This is a genomic window from Mycobacterium sp. (assembly GCF_035274705.1).
Classification (GTDB): domain Bacteria; phylum Actinomycetota; class Actinomycetes; order Mycobacteriales; family Mycobacteriaceae; genus Mycobacterium.
This window is the reverse complement of the sequence record NZ_DATENY010000006.1, coordinates 1-19,474: the sequence shown is the minus strand read 5'-3', so window position 1 is coordinate 19,474 and position 19,474 is coordinate 1. Positions and strand designations below refer to the sequence as shown.

Here is a 19,474-nt window from a genome sequence, read left to right as displayed (position 1 = left end):
GCAAAACTGCTCTATTTCACTCAAAAATAGGCAGTTTTGCGTCTGCTCGCGAAGGAACCTACGGCCCGATGCGGATCTTGCCCGGCTTGTACAACCCGCTGTGCGTGGCGGTGCCGAAGTCGAACTGCGCCGGTTGGGCGGAGACGACCGTGTCGAACCTGCGCAGCGACCCCCAGTCGCGGCCCCAGTCGTGCGACAGGTATGTCGCCATCACATGCGCGCGCAGCAGCAGATCAGTGATGCCCAAGAGCCCGCCGTTGAGGCCGTCCTCCCAGGTGTCGGTGTCCTTGCGCTTCGCGTTGTAATCCGGGGTGATGCGGAACTTCGGAATCTGTGTCACGCCGTTCGCGTGCAGCATCGGCTGCTGGCACGGGAACGCAAGGCCGACCGCCCAGTCCAGCAACACGGGCTGCTCAGAGCCGACATACTCCTGCACCGACCGCAACTCGGGCACACGCGGAGGCGTGACCGCGATCCAGTCGCCAGGCGTCAGCGACAGATCCTCGGCGACCACCCGGACGGCCACGGCATCGGCGGGAATCGACGCCCGCGGGAACCGCAGGTTACGCCATGAGGGAACCGGCCCGAGGTCGTATGGCACCAGCCTGCCCGCGGGAACGGGAGCGCCATCCGGCCCGGGCCGCGCATACTCCAATACGACTGTCTGGCCCTCGGTTCGGCCGTTGAACACGCTGTCGCCGGTGATGTTCCCGGCCGCCGTGACAACCACGAGCGGGTGCGCGTCGTCCGGCCGGGGCAATTGATACCACGCAGACGTCAGCCGGCTCTGCTGCTGCGGGCCCTCGACATACGTGCCCGCCAACGGAACCCGCGCGGGATCAAGGCCGTATGGCAGCGGAACCGTCGACCCGTTTACGCCGGGCGTCTTGAGCTTGGTGGGCTGGTCCCAGTCGTAGTCGGTGCCGGGCATTGGCAATGACATGCGGATCGTCTCGGCGACAATCTTTTCCGGCACTCCATTGGGCGTGAAGCCCACCGGCCCCACGCCGCCCAGGGGCCCCAGCGGACCGTAGCTGGCCGGCAGCGGTGTCAAGAAACCGTTGTTGGGATCGGGTTCGACGAGTACATCGTCGGCCAGTCCGCAGCCACCGGTGAAGGAGCGCAGGTTCGCCCACGCGTTGGAGTAGGTCGGATACTGACGCACGATGCCCGCGATCATCGAGCCGACCATGACCGCCACCATGAAGCCCGCGGCGACCGGGATCGGCGCGGCTGTCAACGCCCGCGCAATGCGTCCCTCGCCGTGGTCCCGTCCTACGAAGTGCAGCCACGCCGCGTAAATCGCGGCAACAGCGAACAGCGCGAAAAATACTGTGCTGACGGTGATCCCGCCGATCTTGGGCATCGCGTTGTTGAACGGCGCGCCGTAGCTCGACACATACCACCAGCCGTTGGTGGTGGCGAAGGTCAGCGCCAGCATGAAGAAGACCGCTGCCAGGACCGCCATCCGGTTGCGCGACCATCGCATCACCGCGGGCGAGACCAGCACCGTGGCCACCGCCGCCATCGCCGCGCCCACCGCGGCGAACAGACCGAAATGATGCACCCACTTCGTCGGGGTGAACCACAGGAAGAACATCGTGCCGAAGATGACGCCCATCAAGCGCCATACCGGTCCGCGCGCCACACCGGGAACACGCTTGCGCCGCAACATGATGAACATCGCCGCGAACAGCGACAGCGCCGTGACGAAGAATCCGAAGCGACGCGACAGCGATCCGTCGACGGTCGGCAGAATCAGGTAATAGTAGCGAAGGTTCTCGGTGTACCAGGGCTGGCTCGGGCCGATCGCGGTGCGAATCCTGGTGGCTTCCAACACCGTTGCCAGTGTCTGGTCCGCGAGCACCACGGTGAGTACCACCGTGCCCGCCGCCAGCAGCGGAGCCACCAGCGGCCAGGTGCCGACGATCCGGTGCCGGCGCACCAGGATTCGCAAGATGGGCCGGCCACCCGCAAGAAGCGCCGCCACGGCGATGAGTCCCGTCGGCTGGATACCGAGCGTGAACGCCGCGGAGATGAACGCCAGCGCGGCCGGCGTCATGCGGCCGGAGATGATCGCCCGCTCGATCAGCACGTAGGTGATCAGTGCACCGGTGGCGATTTGACCTTCCGGGCGCAGGCCGTTGTTGAACGGCATCCATGCGGCCAGTAGCACCAGGCCTGCCGCCCACAGCGCTGGCTTGCTCGCGGCGACGGCCGGTCCAAGCCGGGGTAGCACTTCGCGAGAGAGCAAGAGCCAGCAGACGATTCCGCACACCAGATCGGGCAGACGCATCCAGATCGATGCGTCGCTGACACTCGTCATCAGTGCCAGCAGGTTGTAGTACCACCCGAACGGGTCTTCGGGGCTGCCGAACCAGCGGAAGTAGTTCGACATGTATCCCGCGTGCCCCGCGACGCGGGCCATCTGCAGGATGTAGCCGTCGTCCGACGAGTTGGCGCCCATCACGTGCCACAGCAGGAACCCGCCCACGACGACGACGTCCGGCGCGGTGAACGTGCGCCAGCGTTGCGGAATCCACCGGTGCATGCGCCGGCCGTCGAGGCGGTCCAGCCGCCACAGCGCAACCAGCGCGACGACTGTCGAGATGATCGCCAGCACCATCGCGGCCAGTTTCAAAGGCGTTGGCTTGGTGGAGAAGCGGGTGTCGATGACCGCGGACGCGCTCAGCCCCGGAGGAGCAGGACCGGTGAGGTCGGTGAAGATGCCCACGATCGCCGGCCGCAGGTTCGGGTCGGGGAACCCAGTGCGCAACTCCTTGCCAGTGGCGGGGTCGGTCAGCCCGACGAACGTCGCAAAGGTGCCGGCTTCCGACGAGGTGATCTCGATGCGCTTACATTCGGGCGCCAGCACCCGTGCCCGCGGCACACTCGCAACCACAACGTTGCGGTCGGTGATATCGACGCGCTGCGCATTGACGTTCACGAACAGCGCGTTGAGCGCTGCTTGCTTGCCATCCTTCGGCGCGGTGCTCAGCACCGTGCCCCCGGCCGGCGGCATCGAGCGGATCACGTCGCACGGCACGGTCACCGCCATGGTCACCGGCACCTGCGAAATGAGCGGCGCAGTAACGTTATTCAGCTGGCCGTTCTGCGGCCAGTTCAGCGTCGCGGTGGTCTGCACGACCGGCAATAGCGGCGTCGCGACCGACAGCACGAAGCCGATCAGGCCTGCGATCGTCGCCACCCAGCGGGCGACCTTCACATCGCGGACCGCGTCACGGCTGATAGTCGCCGTCATGGCAGGGCCCTAATCGGTCCGTTGCGGCTCCAGCCGAACACCCGCACCGAACCTTGGTCGATGACGGCGTTCGGCGCGACCGACGCCGGCACTACACGGTCGTAGCGCTCGATCGCACCCCAGTCGCGGTACCAGTCGTCGCGCAGATACGTCGGAACGGCGGACGTGCGCAGCAGCGCCTGAATGAACAGGAACGGACCGCCACCCCGCGCGGCTTGCCACTGGTTCGACGACACCACCACCTGCTTGAGATTTGGAAGGATTCTGTACTCCGGCAGTTCGGCCACGCCGAGGTGTTCGGAGAACGGGCGCTGGCATGGGAAGTTCGCCGCCGTTGCGATGTCCATCAGCACGGGCGTCTGCGAACCGAGGAGTTGTTGCGCGGTTTCCAGCACCGGCACCCGCGGCGGGGTGAACGAGAACCATTGGTCGCTGGACAGGTTCGGATCGTCGGCAACGATCCGCGCAACGTTGGCTTCCGGCGGTGCCCAGGTCAGCGGGAATCGCAGGTTGCGCCAAGCCTTCTGCGGACCGGGGCCGATGTCGATCGGCTGCACCTGGCCGAGCGGCTGATAGCTGTCGTCGGGCCGATGCACGCCCCACTCCAGCTTCAGTGATTGCCCGTAGTTGAAGGAGCCGTCCTCCTCGTACCACCAGATCGCCCCGGCGGCGGCGACAGTGACCAGCGGACGGTCGGGGGTCCGCGGCGGCAGCTGGTACCACGCCGACGTGACCTTGGCCGCGACCGTGTTCTCGTTGTAGCTGCCCATCACCGGAGTGCGTTTGGGGTCGAGGCCGAACGGCAGGAAGACATTGGACCCGTTGACGCCGACAGGCCCGTATCCACCGCCGGTTCCCGCCGCGAAACCGATGCCGATGTTCGGCTCGTTCGGTGATCCGGGGGAGTTCACGGTGCCGGGGTTCGCGGTGACCGGCTCTGGCGGTTCCAGGGTGTCGCTGACGCCGTTGGGTGTGAAGCCGACGGGGTTCTCCCCGCCGAGCGGCCCGTATTGACCGAAGCGCTGACCCGGAATCGGTTGCAGCAGACCGGCGTTCGTGTCGGGCTCGACAAGCACGTCGTCGGCCATCGCGCAACTGGTCTTGCCCAGCCCGGACGACAGCGCCTCGACGTTGGCCTTGGCGGTGGTATAGACGGGATAGCGCTGCGCGGCGCCCTTGGCCATCGAACCCACTTCGAGCACGACCATGATGACGGCCACCACGAGCAGCGGCGTCGAAGCGAGTACTCGATTGCGGCGGGTATTGGCCACTTCGGTGTGGCCGGCGTAGTCCATCCGGAAGTGCAGCCAGCCGGCGAGCAGGCCCGTGGCGATCGCCAGCACCAAGAACATCGTCGTCACCGGAGAACCGGCGATCACCGGCTGCTTGTCGAACCACGGCACCCCGTAGTTGCCGACGTAGAACCAGCCGTTGATACCTGATGTGGCCCAAGCCAATACGAACAGCAGCGCCGTGACGTACAGCGCGAGATTCCGGCGGCTGTGCAAGCCGACCCGAGCGAACGCGAATGCCGTGGCGGCACCGAGCGCGCCGGCTAGGCCGGCGAACGCGCCGAACTGCACGGCCCACTTCGTTGGCGTGAACGTCAGCAGCAGAAGGCCGATCGCGGTCGCGCCGATCAGCCGCCACGCCGGGCCCCTCGCCATGCCGGGCACACCGCCCCGACGCAGCAGCACAGCGAGCATCCCGAACAGGCAGAGCAGCAACACGAGAACGGCGAAGCGGCGAGTCAGCGACGAGTCGGCGCTGTCTTCGACGGTCAGGAAGTAGTAGCGCAGGAAGTCCTGATACCACGCGATGGTCGGGCCGACGACGTACTTGATGCGCGCGGATTCGGCGACGGTGGCCAGCGTCTGGTCGCGGAACACGATCACGAAGATCAACGACATCGAGGAAGCCAGAGTGGCCAGAGCAGCGAGTACGCCATCCGTCGCACGCCTGCTGGCGATGACGCGCGCGATCGCCCGGGCACCGACGAGCAACGGGGCTACCGCGATCAGACCTTGCGGAGCGAGGGTGACGCTGAACATCGCGACGACGATCGCGACCGCGGCGGGCCACAGCCGGCGAGTGGCGATCGCGCTCTCCACCAGCATCCACGTCGCGAGCGCGCCGAAGGCGATCAACGGCTCCGGGCGCAGGCCGTTGTTGAACGGCAGCCATGCCGCCAGGAACACTGCGCCCGCCGTCCAGACCGCCACCCGATTGTTGGCCAGCCGTCTGCCGAGCCGGGGAATCACGCAGCGGCTGATGATCAGCCACGTGCCGATGGCCGCCGCGGTAGCAGGCAGCCGCATCCAGACGCTGGCCGTACTGATCGTCGCCATCTGCGCGAGCACGCTCTGATACCAGTCGAACGGCGCCTCGCTTGCGCCGTAGAAGCGGTAGTAGTTGGCCGCGTATCCCGCCGCGCCGGACACCCGCGCGATGGTCAGGTTGTAGCCGTCGTCGGACGAGATCGCGCCGATCACGTGCCACAGCAGCAGCGTGCCGACGACGCCGATATCGGCCAGCCACGTCGAGACGCCGACGCGCAAGAACCGCCGCCAGGCGTCGCGCACCCGCCTACCGGAGCGCCGGTCGAGGACGGCGAGCGCGATGATCGAGGCCACCACGCAGGCGACGCCGAGCACCATCATCGCGAGCTTGAGCCCGGTCGGCGATGTGATGAACCGGGTGTCGACGTCGATGCGCGCCGACAGGCCCTGCTGCGGGGCTACGCGAAGGTCGGTGAACACGCCCGCGACCTGCGGCCGTTTTTCGGCGGCCAGCGTGCCGGTGGCGCCCGGTATGCCGGCGAAGTCGGCGCCCACACCGCCTACGTTGGCCCAGATGTGCAGGGTGCTGCAGGCGCCGGCGCCCACTGCGGGCCGAGGCGCCACCGCGGCGACCGAATCACGGAAGGCGACGACGACGGCATCGGCGTTGGCGGTGACGAACAGCCCGTTGCGGCTGGCGTCGATGCCTCCTGGCGGGATGGTGGAAAAGACCAGGCCACCCGCCGCGGGAAGGCTCGCGATGGTCTTACAGGGGATGGAGACGTCGAGGCCGAGCGGTGCACCGGACACCAGCGGAGCGGTGATGTCGCTGACCAGGCCGTCCGACGCCGGAGCCTGCGGCCACAGGATGGTGGAGGTGGTCTGCTTGACGGGAAGCAGTGGCGCCAGAGCGCACAACACCACGCCCGCGATGCCCGCGATGACGGCGATCAGCCGGGCGATGCGGTGGGCGGGCACGAGGCTCGATGGTAGGCGACGGAGTTACGTCCGGTGACGATGCCAGGCCGGGATGGCCCGGAGGAGGATGCGGACAAAACTCAATGGCGCAGCGGCGCCGGGCTCCAGAGTCCGCTACGAGTTGCCGAACCGAGATCCAGCCGTGCCGGCTGCGCGTTCGGGTAGTACGGCGTGAGCTGCTGAAGCGCGCCCCAGTCGCGGAACCAGTCGTCCTTCAGATAGGTGGGCACGGTGGTGGGCCGCAGCAGAAGCTCGGTGATGCCGAGCGGACCGCCGCCGATGTTGTCCATCACCGGTGAGTTGGCCTCCGCGCCGAACCGGTCGGGCAGGATGCGCCACTTCGGCACCTCGACCACGCCGTTCTGATGCCCGAACGGGCGCTGGCACGGGAACGCCAGGCCGACCAGCCAGTCCAGCAGCACCGGCTGCTGCGATCCGACGACGTCCTGCAGCGTGCGTAGCGCGGGGATGCGCGGTGCGGTGATCGCGATCCAGTGCTGCGGGTTGAGGTCGTCGTCGGTGGCGACCAGCCGCACCTGCGTGGCCTCGCGCGGTATCGCGGCCAGCGGTGCCCGCAGATTGCGCCAGGCCGGGGCGGAGCCGACGTCGGCGAACCCGATGCCGCCGGCCGGCTCACCCTTGGCTGCCTGTTCATCGTTGGCCCACTGCACGACGACCTCACCCGGGTCGAAGCGCCCGGCCGCGGACACCACCAGCAGCGGGCCCGCCTGATCACGCGGCGGCAGCCGGTACCACGCCGAGCGCAGCACCGCCGGCTGCTGGGTCCCGCTGCGCCAGCTCCCCATCACCGGTGTGCGGGCGGGATCGAGGTTGTAGGGCAGTCGGGCCCGTGAGCCATTCACGCCCGCGGCAGCTGTGGTGCCGCCCTCAGTTCCGGCTTCGTTCGCGCTGACGGTGCCGGTCTCGGTGTCGGCGAAGTTGGTCGCGCCGGGGTTCTCCATGACCGGGTCGGCCGAGACGTCGCTGGGAATGCCGTTGGGGCCGAAGCCTTCTGCGGTGACGAAGCCGAGCGCGTCGGCGACCGGCACACCGACCGGAGGCAGGAATCCGGCGTTGGGGTCTTGTTCGACCATGACGTCGTTCGCGAGCCCGCACGTCTTACCTGCCACGGCGTCGAGGTTCGAACGGCCCACGCTCCACGCCGGGTACTGGTCGATCATCGCCAGCGTCAGGGACAGGACTTCGAAGAAGACCAGCGCCCACGCGGCAATTGCCAAGGGCGACTGGACGATTCGCTGCCATCTATGGCGGGTGGGCGGCGAATCGTCGCGGCCGGAGAAGTGGAACCACGCCGCCACCAGCAGGGCGACGATCGAGAGGCCCAGCAGGAATGTGGTGAAGCCGAAATGCCACTCAGGGAACTGATTCGACCACGGGACGCCGAAGTTCGAGACGTACCACCAGCCGTTGACGGTCGCGAACGCCAACGCCATCACGAAAAGCACCGCGGCGGCGAACACCGCCCTGTTGCGCCGAGACTTCATCGCGGCCGAGGTAACGGCGACCGCGGCCAACGCGCCGAGCGAACCGGCCAGCCCGGCAAACACACCGAAGTGGTGTGTCCACTTGGTCGGAGTGAACATCATCGCAAGGAAGGAGATGATGGTGATGCCGACGATGCGGCGGCTCGGCCCCAATGCGGTGCCGGGAATCCTGCCCTTGCGCAACGACATTGCCACCGATACCGCCAACGCGAGCAGCAGGGTCAGCACCGCGAACCGGCGCGCCACCGAGCCGTCCGGGCTGGTGGTGAACAACCGCTCGTAGCGGATGTGCTCGTCGAACCAGCTCAGGCTCGGGCCGACGGCCGATTTGAACGTAGAGGCCTGCAATTCGCCGATCAGCGTCTGGTCGCGGAAGATCAAGATGATCGTCACCGTGCAGGCGGCCAGAATCGGCGCCAGCAGTGCCAGATACCCGAACCGCGAGGTATGCGCGGCCACAATGGTTTTCAGCGGTCCGATGGCAACAAGCAGCGCGCCGACGGCCGCAACACCCGTCGGTCCTGAGAACAGCGTCAGCGCGCCGATGATGATCGCGATCGCGACGGGCAACAGCCGGCTGGTGGCCACGCCACGCTCAACCGAGCACCAGGTCAGCAGAATGCCAAGGGCGATAATCGGTTCCGGGCGCAGGCCGTTGTTCAGCGGCAGCCAGAACGCCAGGAACATGCCGGCCGCCGTCCATGCCGCCGCGCGACTGTGCTTCACGGAACGTCCGAGTCGCGGTATCACTTCGCGGCTGATCAGCCACCAACACGTCAGCGCCATCACCAGGGTTGGCAGCCGCACCCAGGCGCTGTTGGTGCTGACGTGTGCCCACAACGCGAGCAGGTCGTAGTACCAGCCGAACGGTGATTCCGGAGTGCCGAACCAGCGGTAGTAGTTGGCCATGTAGCCGGCGTGTTCCGAGACGCGGGCCATGGTGAGGATGTAGCCGTCGTCTGCGGTGTTGGCGCCGACGAAATGCCACCACACCAACACGGCGGTCACCAAGCCGTCCAGTGGAGTCATCGACCACCAGCGCGGCGGTAGGAAGCGGCGGTGCCGGATGCCGTCGGCGGCGTCGAGCACATGAAGGGCGCCGAGCGCGATGACCGTCATGGCCACTCCGACGATCATCGCGAGCATCTTCGCCCATGTCGGTGAACTGCTGTAGCGGGAATCGATGGTGGCCGAGAACTGAAGGCCGGGCGGGGCTGGGCCGGAGAGGTCGGTGAAGACGCCGACGATCTGCGGCCGGAAGTCGTATCCACTGCGCTCACCGCGCAACGGTTTACCCGGGGCGTCGGAATCACGGCCCTTGACCAGGCCGACGAATTCACCGGTGACCTTGTCGGCGTGCGCGGTGAATGTCAGCCGCTGGCATGCGGGGCTGAGCACCTGGTCCAGCGGTGCGCTGACCACCGGGGTGTTGCGGACGATGACGAGGAGGTCGTTGTTGACCCGTTCGATGAGAAGTCCGCGGTCGACGGCCTTCGGGGCCTGCTTCGGCACCGTCGACAGCAGCACGGTCTTGCCCGGCCCGGCCAGCCCCGCGGCTGCGCTGCACGGCACGGTGATCGTGAGATCGGTGGCGACATATCCGATCAGCGGCGCGTTGACGCTCTGCAGCACGCCGTTCTGCGGCCAGTTCAGCTGTGCGGTGGTCTGCGTGACGGGTAGTAGCGGCGTGGCGATGGCCAGCGCCGCCCCGAGCAGCCCGGCCACGATGGCGATGAGTCGCGCGGTGCGATGGTTGCCCGCAGCGGTCACGGGGCTTGATGGTAATTGGCCTGCTTGCGGCGGCGCTTCGGTGGCCATCAGGGCTTTCGGATCGCGAGCACGAATGGCCCGACGGTCGAGACGTCGAACCTCGGGTCGTCGAACAGCTTGGCGTCGAGCGGCACGTGGTAGCGCTTGACGTTGGGTTGGTTCGGATAGACGTCGGACGCCAGGCGCAGCGTGTAGTTGTCGTTGGCGCCGCGGCGCATCAGAAACGCGGTCGGCGGCTTCCAAGGCAGCTTGTCCAGCGCCGCGATGAACTGGTCGGCGGTCGTCAGTGTGGCCCAGCTTTCGATTGCGGCGGCTCTTTCGTCGAATTGCGCCAGTGGGTTGGCGTAGTGCGACGTCAGTCCCTGGAACCCGTAATAGGGGTAGTACGACAGGAAGCTGTAGTCGGCGGTGAGGACGACGGTCTGGTTGCGCGGCTGCCCGGTGACGTCACGGATCTTTGCGTCGATCTCGCGGTAATACTGCTCTGCGCCGGGTGGCCGACGGTCGGCGCGCTGGCCGTAGCCGTCGGTGTCGGTGTAGGCGACGACGATGTCGGAGCGCAGCACGTCGGGGATGTCTTGGCTGAAGGTGAGCGCGCCGATCGCGCCGAGGGTGGCGGCGGCCGCGACGACGCGACGGCCGGTTTCGGGTTGATAGCGGCGGGCGATCGCGAGGGTGGCTTCGATGAAGCCGAATGTGCCCGCCGCGGTCAGCAGAATGGTCAGCGTCGGCTGAAGCCGGAACGACAGCAGGGTGGTGCCGACCAGCGTCGTCAGCATGGAGAGCAGCGACCAGGCGTACACCGCGAGCACCGCGATGGTCAGTGCACCGGCGCGGGTGGAACTGCGGGCGCGCACCACGAGCCACAGCGCGCCGACCATGCACAGCGCGCCGAGCAATGTGAAGTGCAGCATCGGGAATTCGAGTTGTGCTCCGGCCGACGGTAGATAGTGAAACGCGGTTCCCGAGCCGGCAGGTGAACCGCGCAGAGCGGTGAGCAGCCACGGCAGCCAGGTGACGAGCGCGATGGCGACGGCGATCGCGGCGATCACCGCCAGTCTTAGCAGGGGCTCGAGGCGCTTGCGCGCAACGGCAAGCAGGACCGCCATGACCGTCACCGTGAACGCGGCATAGGCCAGCAGCAGCGTGTAGAACAGCGCGGCGACGCCGAGGAAGACACCGACGCCGGTGACCGCGGGCCAGCCGCCGTTTCGGGTCGCGCCTCGTAATCCTGACCACGCGAGCACGAACACCGGCGGGAGGAGCACAGCGATGATCGCCGCGTAAGGCTCGGTGGGTGAGTAGGCCAGCGTGGCCGCGGCGGTGGCGGTCGACACGATAAGCGCGTATTCGAACCGAACCATGCTGGCCCACAACACGAAAGCCAGCAGCACCGCGATCGTGATGGAAATGATCGCCCACGGCTTGAACATCTCCCAGGCGGGCATTCCGGTCAGATCCGCGAGCCGGCCGCCGATCCAGAACCAGCCCGACGGGTAGTACGGCGGCAGACCGTAGTACGTCATGTCGTGCAGCGCGGCGCTGTCGGCGAGCCGCGTCAGGTATTCGGTGCGGAACTGTTGGTCGACCGAAATGCCGAACAGGTAGAGCTTCGTCGCGCCCAACGGCATCGCGAGTGTCACGACGGAGAATGCGGACAGGAACAGCAGCGCGCCGCCCTTGGCGAGGGTGCGGCGTCCCCGCCGCCAGATCCAACCGGAGGCGAGCAGCCCTGCAAGGCAGCCGAATTGGCCGACGGTCGTCAATGCATGCAACTGATTTGACGAGTTGTAGGCAGGCCACTCCACCCGCGAGATCGCGACAAGGGCCACGACCGCGACCACCACCGCCACGACGACGACGACCGCCATCTGGCCGATCACGGCCAGCGCGCCACGCATCGCTAGATGGGGAGCTTGCGGAAGATGGGGCGCGGGATGTGCCGCAACACCATCATCACGTATCTGAACGCTCCCGGCGCCCATACCAGTTCCTTGCCTTTGGCCGAAGCCGTGACCGCCAGTTCGGCGACGTACTCCTTGTCGACGGTGAACGGCGCTTCCTTTGTGCCCGTGGACTTCCAATGCTCGAGGGTCGTGCGGGTGCGCACCTGGCCGGGCCGGATGACGAGCACTCGAACGCCGAACTCGCGCAAGGCTTCCCCGAGACCGAGGTAGAAGCCGTCGAGGCCGGCCTTGGTGGAGCCGTAGACGAAGTTGGAGCGTCGCACCCGTTCACCGGCGGCCGAGCTCATCGCGATGATCTGGCCGTAGCCCTGTGCTTTCATCTTCTCGCCGAGCAGCACGCCGACCGAAACCGCTGCGGTGTAATTGATCTCGGCGATCTGCACGGCCTTGCGCTGGTTCTGCCATAGCTCTTCGGCGTTCCCAAGTAGACCGAATGCCACGATGGCGACGTCGACGTCCCCGCCTGCGAAGGCGGCGTCGATCACCTTGGGATGGCTTTCGGTGTCGACGGCGTCGAAGTCGATCACCTCGACGGATTTGGCCCCGGCCGCCTTCATCTGCGCAACGGCGGCGTCACGCCCCGGATGGTCCGGGAGTTCAGCTAGCACGATGCGTGCCGAGGCATTGCGCAAATATCGCTCGCAGATCGCCAGCCCGATCTCGGACGTGCCGCCGAGCAGCAGGATGGTCTGGGGGTTACCGGTGGCGTCGAGAACCATTTACAGCAGCTCCAAGCGTCGGGCCATGTCGGATGCAAAGACACCGTTGGGATCGACCTTGCGGCGCACGGCAATCCACTCGTCGATTCGGGGATACATCTTGTGGAACCTCGCCGCACTGACTCGCGAGTCCTTCGCGGTGTAAACCCGTCCGCCGAACTCCATGACGCGGTCATCGAGTTCGTTGAGGAATTCGTTGACCCCAGGCTTGTTGGGGAAGTCCATGGCGACGTTCCACCCGGCCATGGGGAAGCTGAGCGGCGCGCGATTGCCCGGGCCGAACAGTTTGAAGACGTTCAGCGCCGAGTAGTGACCGCGGGTTTGGATCCACCGGATGATGGCCTTGAACTCCTCGAGCGCATCGGGCGGAACCAGGAACTGGTGTTGCGCGAAACCCGCTGGGCCATAAGCATTGTTCCATCCGCTGACCAGGTCCAGCATGTGGTAGAACTGCGACAAGTTCATGATTTTGCCGGTGTAGGTTCCACCGAGCCTGTAGTAGATTTCGCCGATCGCCATGAACGACAACTTGTTCATGGCGCTGACGGGGAAGATGTTCGGAACCGTCAGCAGTTGCGGCGCATCGAATTTCAGCGGATTCCTGGCCAGCTTCGGGGGAAGCTGATCCAATGTCGCGAGGCTGCCTCTGCTGACCGCGGCCCGGCCGAGCTTCGGCGGAGGGCTGATGAGGTCGAACCAGGCGCTGGAGTACGTGTATTTGTCCTCGCTGCCGTCGAGGTGCACGGCAACTGTCTCGTCGAGGTCCTTGGTGGCGACGCCGTCGGCGATGAAGTAGGCGGTTTCGGTGCGAGTCATCGCGATGCTGGCGCGCACCACGATGCCTGTGAGGCCGTTTCCTCCTACGGTGGCCCAGAACAATTCGCTCTCGGGCCCGTCCGGCGTGATCGTGCGAACTTCACCGTCGGCCATCAGCAGGTCCATCGACTGCACGTGATTGCCGAAGCTACCCGCGCTGTGGTGGTTCTTGCCGTGGATGTCGGAGGCGATGGCGCCGCCGATGGTGACCTGGCGAGTGCCAGGGAGCACGGGAACCCACAGGCCGAATGGAAGTGCGGCCTTCATCAGCTGATCCAGGCTGACGCCGGCGTCGACGTCGGCGATCGCTGAATCGGCGCTCACCGAGTGGATCTTGTTCAGCGCGGTCATGTCGACAACGAGGCCGCCACCGTTCTGCGCCTGGTCGCCGTACGAACGGCCAAGCCCTCGGGCCAGTATTCCGCGACGCAGGTACGACGGACTTGAGGCGTTGGCGTCGGCAGCTTGGCGGACGGCTTTGGCGATCAGTTGGACGTCGGGTGTGGTGAGAACTTGGGCGACGGATGGTGCGGTGCGCCCGAAGCCGGTCAGGGCACGCGAAGTCGTCGGAAGGCTCTCAAACATCGTGACGAGGGTACCGCCTGGCGCTGGGGGCTCAGCGCAGCCGGAATATGACCGTCCGCTGGACGATGAAGTTGATCACAGTGGCGGTGCCCTGGGCGATGACAAAGGCCACGGCCACGGCCCACGCCTTGTAGTCGAGCAGGTGCAGGCAGAAATGATTGAGTCCGACCTGCACAGCGAAGGTCACGGCGTAAAGCGCCATGACGGCGATGAACCGGGCGGTGCTGGGTTCTGCTTGGAACGTCCATCGTCGATTGATCAGGTACGCCGTGATGGTTCCGACGATGAAGCTGATCGCCTTGGCGAGGTCGACCTGCAGGCCCGCGCCCTTGTAGAGGAGCACGTAGAGGCCGAAGTCGACGATCGCCGAGAAGCCGCCGGTGACGATGAATCGCCACGCCTGCGTCTTGAGGCTCAGGTTCGGCGACATCGGGGGCTCGGCCACCCGGGCAGCTTAGCCACCCAGGCCGCTGGCCCTCAGTACCCCGCAGAGAGCCTCGACCGCTCGGGTGAACGCATGCTCGGGGGACGCGGCGAAGCCGACGATGATGCCGTCGGGCGCTGGCATCTCCGGTCCGGCGAGCGGATGGCGCATCAGCGACAGGCCCTGCAATGCGAGACCGGCCTCTCCTGCCCGCTGCAGCACCTCGCGTTCGCTTCTGTCGGGCAGGGCCAACAGCATGTTCAACCCGGCGGACAGACCGCTGATGCCGACGTCGAAACCCGCCAGCGCGTCGACGAGTGTGTCGCGGCGGCGACGGTAGCGCGCACGCATCCGGCGGATGTGGCGGTCGTACTGGCCGCTGGCGATGAACTCGGCCATGGTCAGCTGAGCGATCGCGTCGACGTGGAACTGTTGTCCGCCTGCCGCCTCGATGACCGGGTCTACAAGCTCCTCGGGCAGCACCATCCAGCCGAGCCGCAGCGTCTGCGTCAGGCTCTTACTGGTCGAGCCGAGGTATGCGACGCGGTCCGGGCACAGCGACTGAAGCGCGCCGACGGCCTGGCGGTCGAAACGGAATTCGCCGTCGTAGTCATCATCGAAAACGAACCCTCCGGTGCGCTGCGCCCATTCGACGACGGCGGTGCGCCGGGACGGATGCAGCGGCATCCCCAACGGGTTGTGATGGGCCGGGGTGAGCAGTACCGCCGACGCGTCGACCTGATCGAGGTCGGCCACCACCGCGCCGCGGTCGTCTACGCCGATTGGCACAGTCGGCGCACCGAGCGCTGCGAGAGCGTCGCGAAAGATGAACAGCCCGTAAGCCTCTACGGCGATTGGACGGTTGCAGCCGAGTGCGCGAGCAAGGAGCTCGACGGCGTGGCGAACGCCGGAACAGATCACTGTTGCATCAGGCGACGTTCGCACGCCGCGGGCTCGGGCGAGGTATTCGGTGAGCGCGTTGCGAAGTTCGGGCCGACCGCGCGGGTCACCCATCCGCAGCGCCTCGGTCGGCGCGTTGGTCAGAGCTCGACGGGCCGCGGCCAGCCACGCCGTGCGGGGAAACTCCGACACATCGGGCGTGCCGGGCATCAGGTCGTGGGTGGGAACCACTCGCACACCGCGGGGCGTTGCGGGGACTGAGTTCCCGCTGACGTTGACCACCCACGTGCCAGCACCTTGGCGCGACGCGAGCCAACCCTCCGCGACGAGCTCGGCATAGGCGTCGGCGACGGTGTTACGGGCCAATCCGAGGTCGGCGGCAAGAGTGCGAGACGGCGGAAGCATGGTTCCGGGGGCGAGCCGCCCCGAGCGTGCGGCGTCGCGCAGCGCGGTGAGCAGCAGGTCCCGGGCTCCCCGGACGCGCGGCGTGATGGTCCCAGGCAGATCAAGGTGGAGGTCACGGCTGCCCGGATTGGCCCACGAATCCACAGTCGAATTGAACCATGCTGATGGGACTTTGATGATTAGCGTTGTTGGCATGACGCAAACACTGGAGACACAGACCCGCCTCAAGCTCTACAAGACGACGCCAGAGCTTTACGACGCGATGATGGCGTTGGGCAATGCCGCGAACAAGGGGATTGATGCCGAACTGGCAGAGCTGATCAAGATCCGGGCATCGCAAATGAACCACTGCGCGTTCTGCCTCGACATGCATGTGCGTGACGCCCGCAAGCATGGCGTGAGCGAGCAGAAGCTCGACGTCCTGGCGGCGTGGGAAGAGGCGGGCGGCTTGTTCACCGAGCGTGAGCAGGCCGCGCTGGCGCTCACCGAGGCCGTCACCGACCTCGGCAACGGACACGTCTCAGACGATGTGTACGCCCGGGCCGCCGAGGTGTTCACTGATCAAGAGCTGGGTCAGGTCATCGCGATGGCGATCACCATCAACGCGTGGAACCGCATCAACGTGACTGTTCGCTCCCAACCGCCACGCCGCTGAATCCGCTTGCCGTAGAAAACTGAATCCGCTTGCCGTAGAAAAGGAGCCATGATGACCACCGCCGTCGACACGACTGGCCGCATCAAACTCGACCGTGTATCGCCGGAGCTCTATGAGGCGATGCTCGCGCTGAACAACGCGGCGGCCAAGGACCTCGACCCGGATCTGGCCGAGCTGATCAAGATTCGGGCGTCGCAGATGAACCACTGCGCGTTCTGTCTCGACATGCACAGCGCCGATGCGCGCAAGCGCGGGATCAGCGAGCAGAAGCTCGCTCTGCTGTCCGCGTGGGAGGAAGCCGGGGACATCTTCAGCGAGCAGGAGCAGGCTGCGCTTGCCCTCACCGAGGAGATGACAGACCTCACCCGCCGCCACGTGTCCGATGAGGTGTATGCGCGTGCGGCTGCGGCATTTTCGGAGCGTGAGCTCGGTCAAGTGATCGCAATGGCGTTGACCATCAACGCCTGGAACCGCATCGGCGTGACCACCCGCAAGCCGTTGCCCAATCGGTAAGACGGTGCAGACCCGTTCCGGTGCAGAGATCGTCGTCGACGGCGACGTGGTCTACAAGCTGCACCGGCCGGGCACCGACCCGCGGGCATTGGCACTCCGCCTGCGGGTCGCGGCCCAATCGCCGGCTTTCCTGGCGCCGCTCGACACCGTGCCTGAGGGGGTCGGCCTCAGGTGGCGCACCCGCTGGCCACGTGTGGAAACCGTTGTGCAGCAACCTGAATGCGTGCCGTGGGCAGAGGCGGGCCAACTGCTGGCCAGGCTGCATAGCGAGGCGATACCCATGCGGACTCAAAAGGGTGGTGGGTCGGCGGCGTGGCGGGCGCGGGTGAGGGCGCGTTCGTATTCCACTCGGTAGGCGCGGTCCTGGGCTCGGGTGCGTTTTCGTTTGGGCATCGCGCGTTCGCGATGCGGACTTGGCGGCGGGCTGTTCGCAAGCGTCAGCGTGCCGGTCGGTATGGCGAGTTGGGGGAAGAACTGCGCGCCGAGGGGTGTGGTCGTATACGTGCGCCCGCGCGGTGAGGTCCACACGATGGTGCCGTCGGGAAGCTGGATCTCGGTCCAGCCCGCGGGGCCGGCGTGAAACGTTTTGAACAGGTGATGGATTCGGCAGTACGGCTTGTTGTTCGACGGATGAGTCGGCCCGTGCGGGTAGGGCACGGTGTGGTCGATATCGCATGCCGTCGCGGGCGCATCGCAGCCGGGCCAACTGCAGGTCAGATCGCGGCAACCGATGAACCGGGCCAAACCTGCCGACGGCCGGTACTGCGGCTCGACGACCAGGTCCTTCGGGGCGGGCACCGGGCGCAGCCAGGAGCTTGTCAAGATTTCTGTGTAGGTGGCTGGTTTACAGGTAGGGGTTGATTCGTTCGGGGTAGGTCAGGGCCAGTGCGCCTAATGCTTGTTTCCAGCCGTTGGTGCGTGCTCCCTCGACGAGGCGCTTGTTGCGTGAGCGATCTCCGGTCTTGAGTGGGTCGTCGTAGAACTTCTGGCGTTCTCGAGCGCGTTTGTCCTCGATGTTGCAGATCGCCAGCCACAGCAGCTTGACCGCGGCCTGATCACTGGGAAAGTGTCCGCGGTTCTTGATGATCTTGCGCAACTGGTAGTTCAGCGATTCGATCGCGTTGGTGGTGTAGATGATCCGCCGCAGATCTGGCGGGAACGCCAGGAACGGAATGAACCGCTCCCAGGCGTTACGCCAGGCGATCACTGTCGTCGGATTCGACTGTCCCAGAGCCGAATTAGCGAACTCCTCGAACGCCTCGGCTGCGGCGTCGGCGGTTGGAGCGGTGTAGATGGTCTTCAGCGCAGCCGCGATCTCCTTGCGCTTTCCGTAGGAGACGAACCGCATGGAATTGCGGATCAGATGCACCACGCAGGTCTGCACGGTGGCCTGTGGCCACGTCGCCTCTACAGCCTCGGCGAACCCATTCAAACCGTCGGTGCACACGATCAGGATGTCCTTGACCCCGCGATTGGCCAGCTCGGCACAGACCCCGGCCCAGAACTTCGCGCCTTCGTTGGCCGTCACCCAGATCCCCAGCACGTGGCGGATGCCATCGAGATCGACACCGACGGCGATGTGCGCCGCACGGTTCTTGACCTGGTGACCGTCACGGATCTTGATGACCAGGGCGTCGAGATAGACGATCGGATAGAGCTCCTCCAGCGGCCGTTTCTGCCACTGAATGACCTCCTCGAGCACCGCGTCGGTGATCTTGGAGACCGTCTCGTGTGAGAGCTCGGTGCCGATCGTGGTGGCCAGATGATGCTGGATATCGCGCACGGTCATCCCGCCGGCGTAAAGCGAGATGATCATGTCGTCCAGACCGCCCAGGCGCCGTGAGCCCTTGGGGACCAGCGTCGGAGTGAAGCTGCCGTCGCGGTCGCGTGGAATCGCCAACCCCACCTGCCCGACCTCGCTGGCCACGGTCTTGGGCGTGAAACCGTTGCGAGCATTGGGTAGTTCACGCCCGATCGGATCGCCCTTCTCGTAGCCCAGGTGGTCGGTGAGCTCAGCGGCCAGCCCGCGCTCCAGAACGGCTTTGACCATCTCGGGCAGAAACCCGCCCTCGCCGGTCAACTGCAACTGACCGGCATCGATCTTGGCCAACACATCGTCGAACACACCCGCGGACTTCAACGCCTCCATAGCGTCAGCGCCCGACATCGGCTCGTCAGTGGTCACATCCATCGATACTGCTCCAATTCATCAGGAGCCACAGCTACACAAGACATCTGACACGCCCTCGGGCAAGTCCCCGTCCTGGTTGAGCAACAACGCCAACCGGTCAGCGGCCTGACCGAACTGCTCAGGCCCCAACCCCGATGCGGCCCGCGCCAGGTCGGCCTCGGCGGCCTCGCGGGTCGGGTAGTCGATGCGGTGGGGCAGCTCGTGAAAGAACTTCTCGATCCTCGCGAGGTGTTCGGCACCGATGTCCCCGCGTCGTTGTGCGGCCCCAACATTGGGCAGTTCTGGTGGCAGCGGTTCACCGGTGATCGCGGTGCGCGGCCCCAGTAGTTCGGCGTGTGTGATGCGGCCTTTGGCGTCCTTGGTTGAGATGCGCAGTGCGGTGGCCAACACATCGGCCAGGTTCTTGCCGCCCAACGCCTTCGGATCGGCCTCGGCGGCCAGCCGGCTGATGATCCGGTGTTCACCAGCAGCATGGCGGCGCGACACCACTTCGCGGCGATTCAAC

General features: G+C 66.3%; 12 protein-coding genes and 1 pseudogene. 2 read left to right on the top strand and 11 right to left on the bottom strand.

The annotated features are described in order from the left end of the window. Nucleotides 1-58: 58 nt before the first annotated feature. The 8 genes from VJV41_RS01385 to VJV41_RS01350 form a co-directional block, all read right to left on the bottom strand. Nucleotides 59-3,262 carry an arabinosyltransferase domain-containing protein gene (locus VJV41_RS01385; RefSeq protein WP_325330326.1) on the bottom strand — a complete coding sequence of 1,068 codons (3,204 nt, stop codon included), beginning with the start codon at nucleotides 3,260-3,262 and terminating at the stop codon, nucleotides 59-61. Then, a complete protein-coding gene (locus tag VJV41_RS01380; protein ID WP_325330324.1) occupies nucleotides 3,259-6,519 on the bottom strand; it encodes an arabinosyltransferase domain-containing protein in 3,261 nt (1,086 codons plus the stop codon). Before VJV41_RS01380 ends, VJV41_RS01385 begins: the two co-directional genes overlap by 4 nt. Before the next feature lie 80 nt (nucleotides 6,520-6,599). After that, nucleotides 6,600-9,842, bottom strand: coding sequence for an arabinosyltransferase domain-containing protein (locus VJV41_RS01375; protein ID WP_325330322.1), 3,243 nt, complete (start codon nucleotides 9,840-9,842; stop codon nucleotides 6,600-6,602). Further along, entirely contained in the window at nucleotides 9,842-11,695 is a 1,854-nt protein-coding gene (locus VJV41_RS01370; protein ID WP_325330320.1) for a galactan 5-O-arabinofuranosyltransferase, read from the bottom strand. Before VJV41_RS01370 ends, VJV41_RS01375 begins: the two co-directional genes overlap by 1 nt. 2 nt (nucleotides 11,696-11,697) lie before the next feature. Beyond that, entirely contained in the window at nucleotides 11,698-12,480 is a 783-nt protein-coding gene (locus tag VJV41_RS01365) for a decaprenylphospho-beta-D-erythro-pentofuranosid-2-ulose 2-reductase (RefSeq protein ID WP_325330319.1), read from the bottom strand. Beyond that, nucleotides 12,481-13,881 carry an FAD-binding oxidoreductase gene (locus tag VJV41_RS01360; RefSeq protein ID WP_325330317.1) on the bottom strand — a complete coding sequence of 467 codons (1,401 nt, stop codon included), beginning with the start codon at nucleotides 13,879-13,881 and terminating at the stop codon, nucleotides 12,481-12,483. A gap of 31 nt (nucleotides 13,882-13,912) precedes the next feature. After that, on the bottom strand, nucleotides 13,913-14,311 hold the full coding sequence (locus tag VJV41_RS01355) for a GtrA family protein (protein ID WP_325330408.1): 399 nt from the start codon (nucleotides 14,309-14,311) through the stop codon (nucleotides 13,913-13,915). Nucleotides 14,312-14,335: 24 nt separating this feature from the next. Then, complete coding sequence (locus tag VJV41_RS01350; protein ID WP_414684851.1) at nucleotides 14,336-15,754, bottom strand: PLP-dependent aminotransferase family protein; 1,419 nt, start codon at nucleotides 15,752-15,754, stop codon at nucleotides 14,336-14,338. 49 nt (nucleotides 15,755-15,803) lie between these two features. On the opposite strand from VJV41_RS01350, the gene VJV41_RS01345 reads away from it, so the two are divergent. Together VJV41_RS01345 and VJV41_RS01340 are read left to right on the top strand one after the other, a co-directional pair. After that, entirely contained in the window at nucleotides 15,804-16,265 is a 462-nt protein-coding gene (locus VJV41_RS01345) for a carboxymuconolactone decarboxylase family protein (protein ID WP_325330313.1), read from the top strand. A 51-nt stretch (nucleotides 16,266-16,316) separates the two neighbouring features. Beyond that, nucleotides 16,317-16,778, top strand: a complete 462-nt coding sequence (locus tag VJV41_RS01340) for a carboxymuconolactone decarboxylase family protein (RefSeq protein WP_325330311.1) — start codon at nucleotides 16,317-16,319, stop codon at nucleotides 16,776-16,778. Nucleotides 16,779-17,066: 288 nt separating this feature from the next. Here VJV41_RS01340 and VJV41_RS01335 read toward each other — a convergent pair whose 3' ends face one another. The 3 genes and pseudogenes from VJV41_RS01335 to VJV41_RS01325 form a co-directional block, all read right to left on the bottom strand. Next, nucleotides 17,067-17,600 (bottom strand): HNH endonuclease signature motif containing protein, encoded by a 534-nt coding sequence (locus VJV41_RS01335; protein ID WP_414684848.1) that lies wholly within the window; start codon nucleotides 17,598-17,600, stop codon nucleotides 17,067-17,069. A gap of 22 nt (nucleotides 17,601-17,622) precedes the next feature. Further along, nucleotides 17,623-19,013, bottom strand: a pseudogene (locus VJV41_RS01330) (IS256 family transposase). Continuing rightward, a partial coding sequence (locus VJV41_RS01325; RefSeq protein ID WP_325330309.1) for a DUF222 domain-containing protein occupies nucleotides 18,988-19,474 on the bottom strand: 487 nt, incomplete at its 5' end. The gene VJV41_RS01325 and the pseudogene VJV41_RS01330, both read right to left, overlap by 26 nt.

Bases quoted from the DNA above. Each gene is read 5' to 3' on its own strand.
- VJV41_RS01365 (WP_325330319.1), bottom strand. From the start codon at position 12,480: ATGGTTCTCGACGCCACCGGTAACCCCCAGACCATCCTGCTGCTCGGC.
- VJV41_RS01370 (WP_325330320.1), bottom strand. From the start codon at position 11,695: ATGCGTGGCGCGCTGGCCGTGATCGGCCAGATGGCGGTCGTCGTCGTC.
- VJV41_RS01340 (WP_325330311.1), top strand. From the start codon at position 16,317: ATGACCACCGCCGTCGACACGACTGGCCGCATCAAACTCGACCGTGTA.
- VJV41_RS01355 (WP_325330408.1), bottom strand. From the start codon at position 14,311: ATGTCGCCGAACCTGAGCCTCAAGACGCAGGCGTGGCGATTCATCGTC.
- VJV41_RS01360 (WP_325330317.1), bottom strand. From the start codon at position 13,881: ATGTTTGAGAGCCTTCCGACGACTTCGCGTGCCCTGACCGGCTTCGGG.
- VJV41_RS01345 (WP_325330313.1), top strand. From the start codon at position 15,804: ATGACGCAAACACTGGAGACACAGACCCGCCTCAAGCTCTACAAGACG.
- VJV41_RS01375 (WP_325330322.1), bottom strand. From the start codon at position 9,842: ATGGCCACCGAAGCGCCGCCGCAAGCAGGCCAATTACCATCAAGCCCC.
- VJV41_RS01385 (WP_325330326.1), bottom strand. From the start codon at position 3,262: ATGACGGCGACTATCAGCCGTGACGCGGTCCGCGATGTGAAGGTCGCC.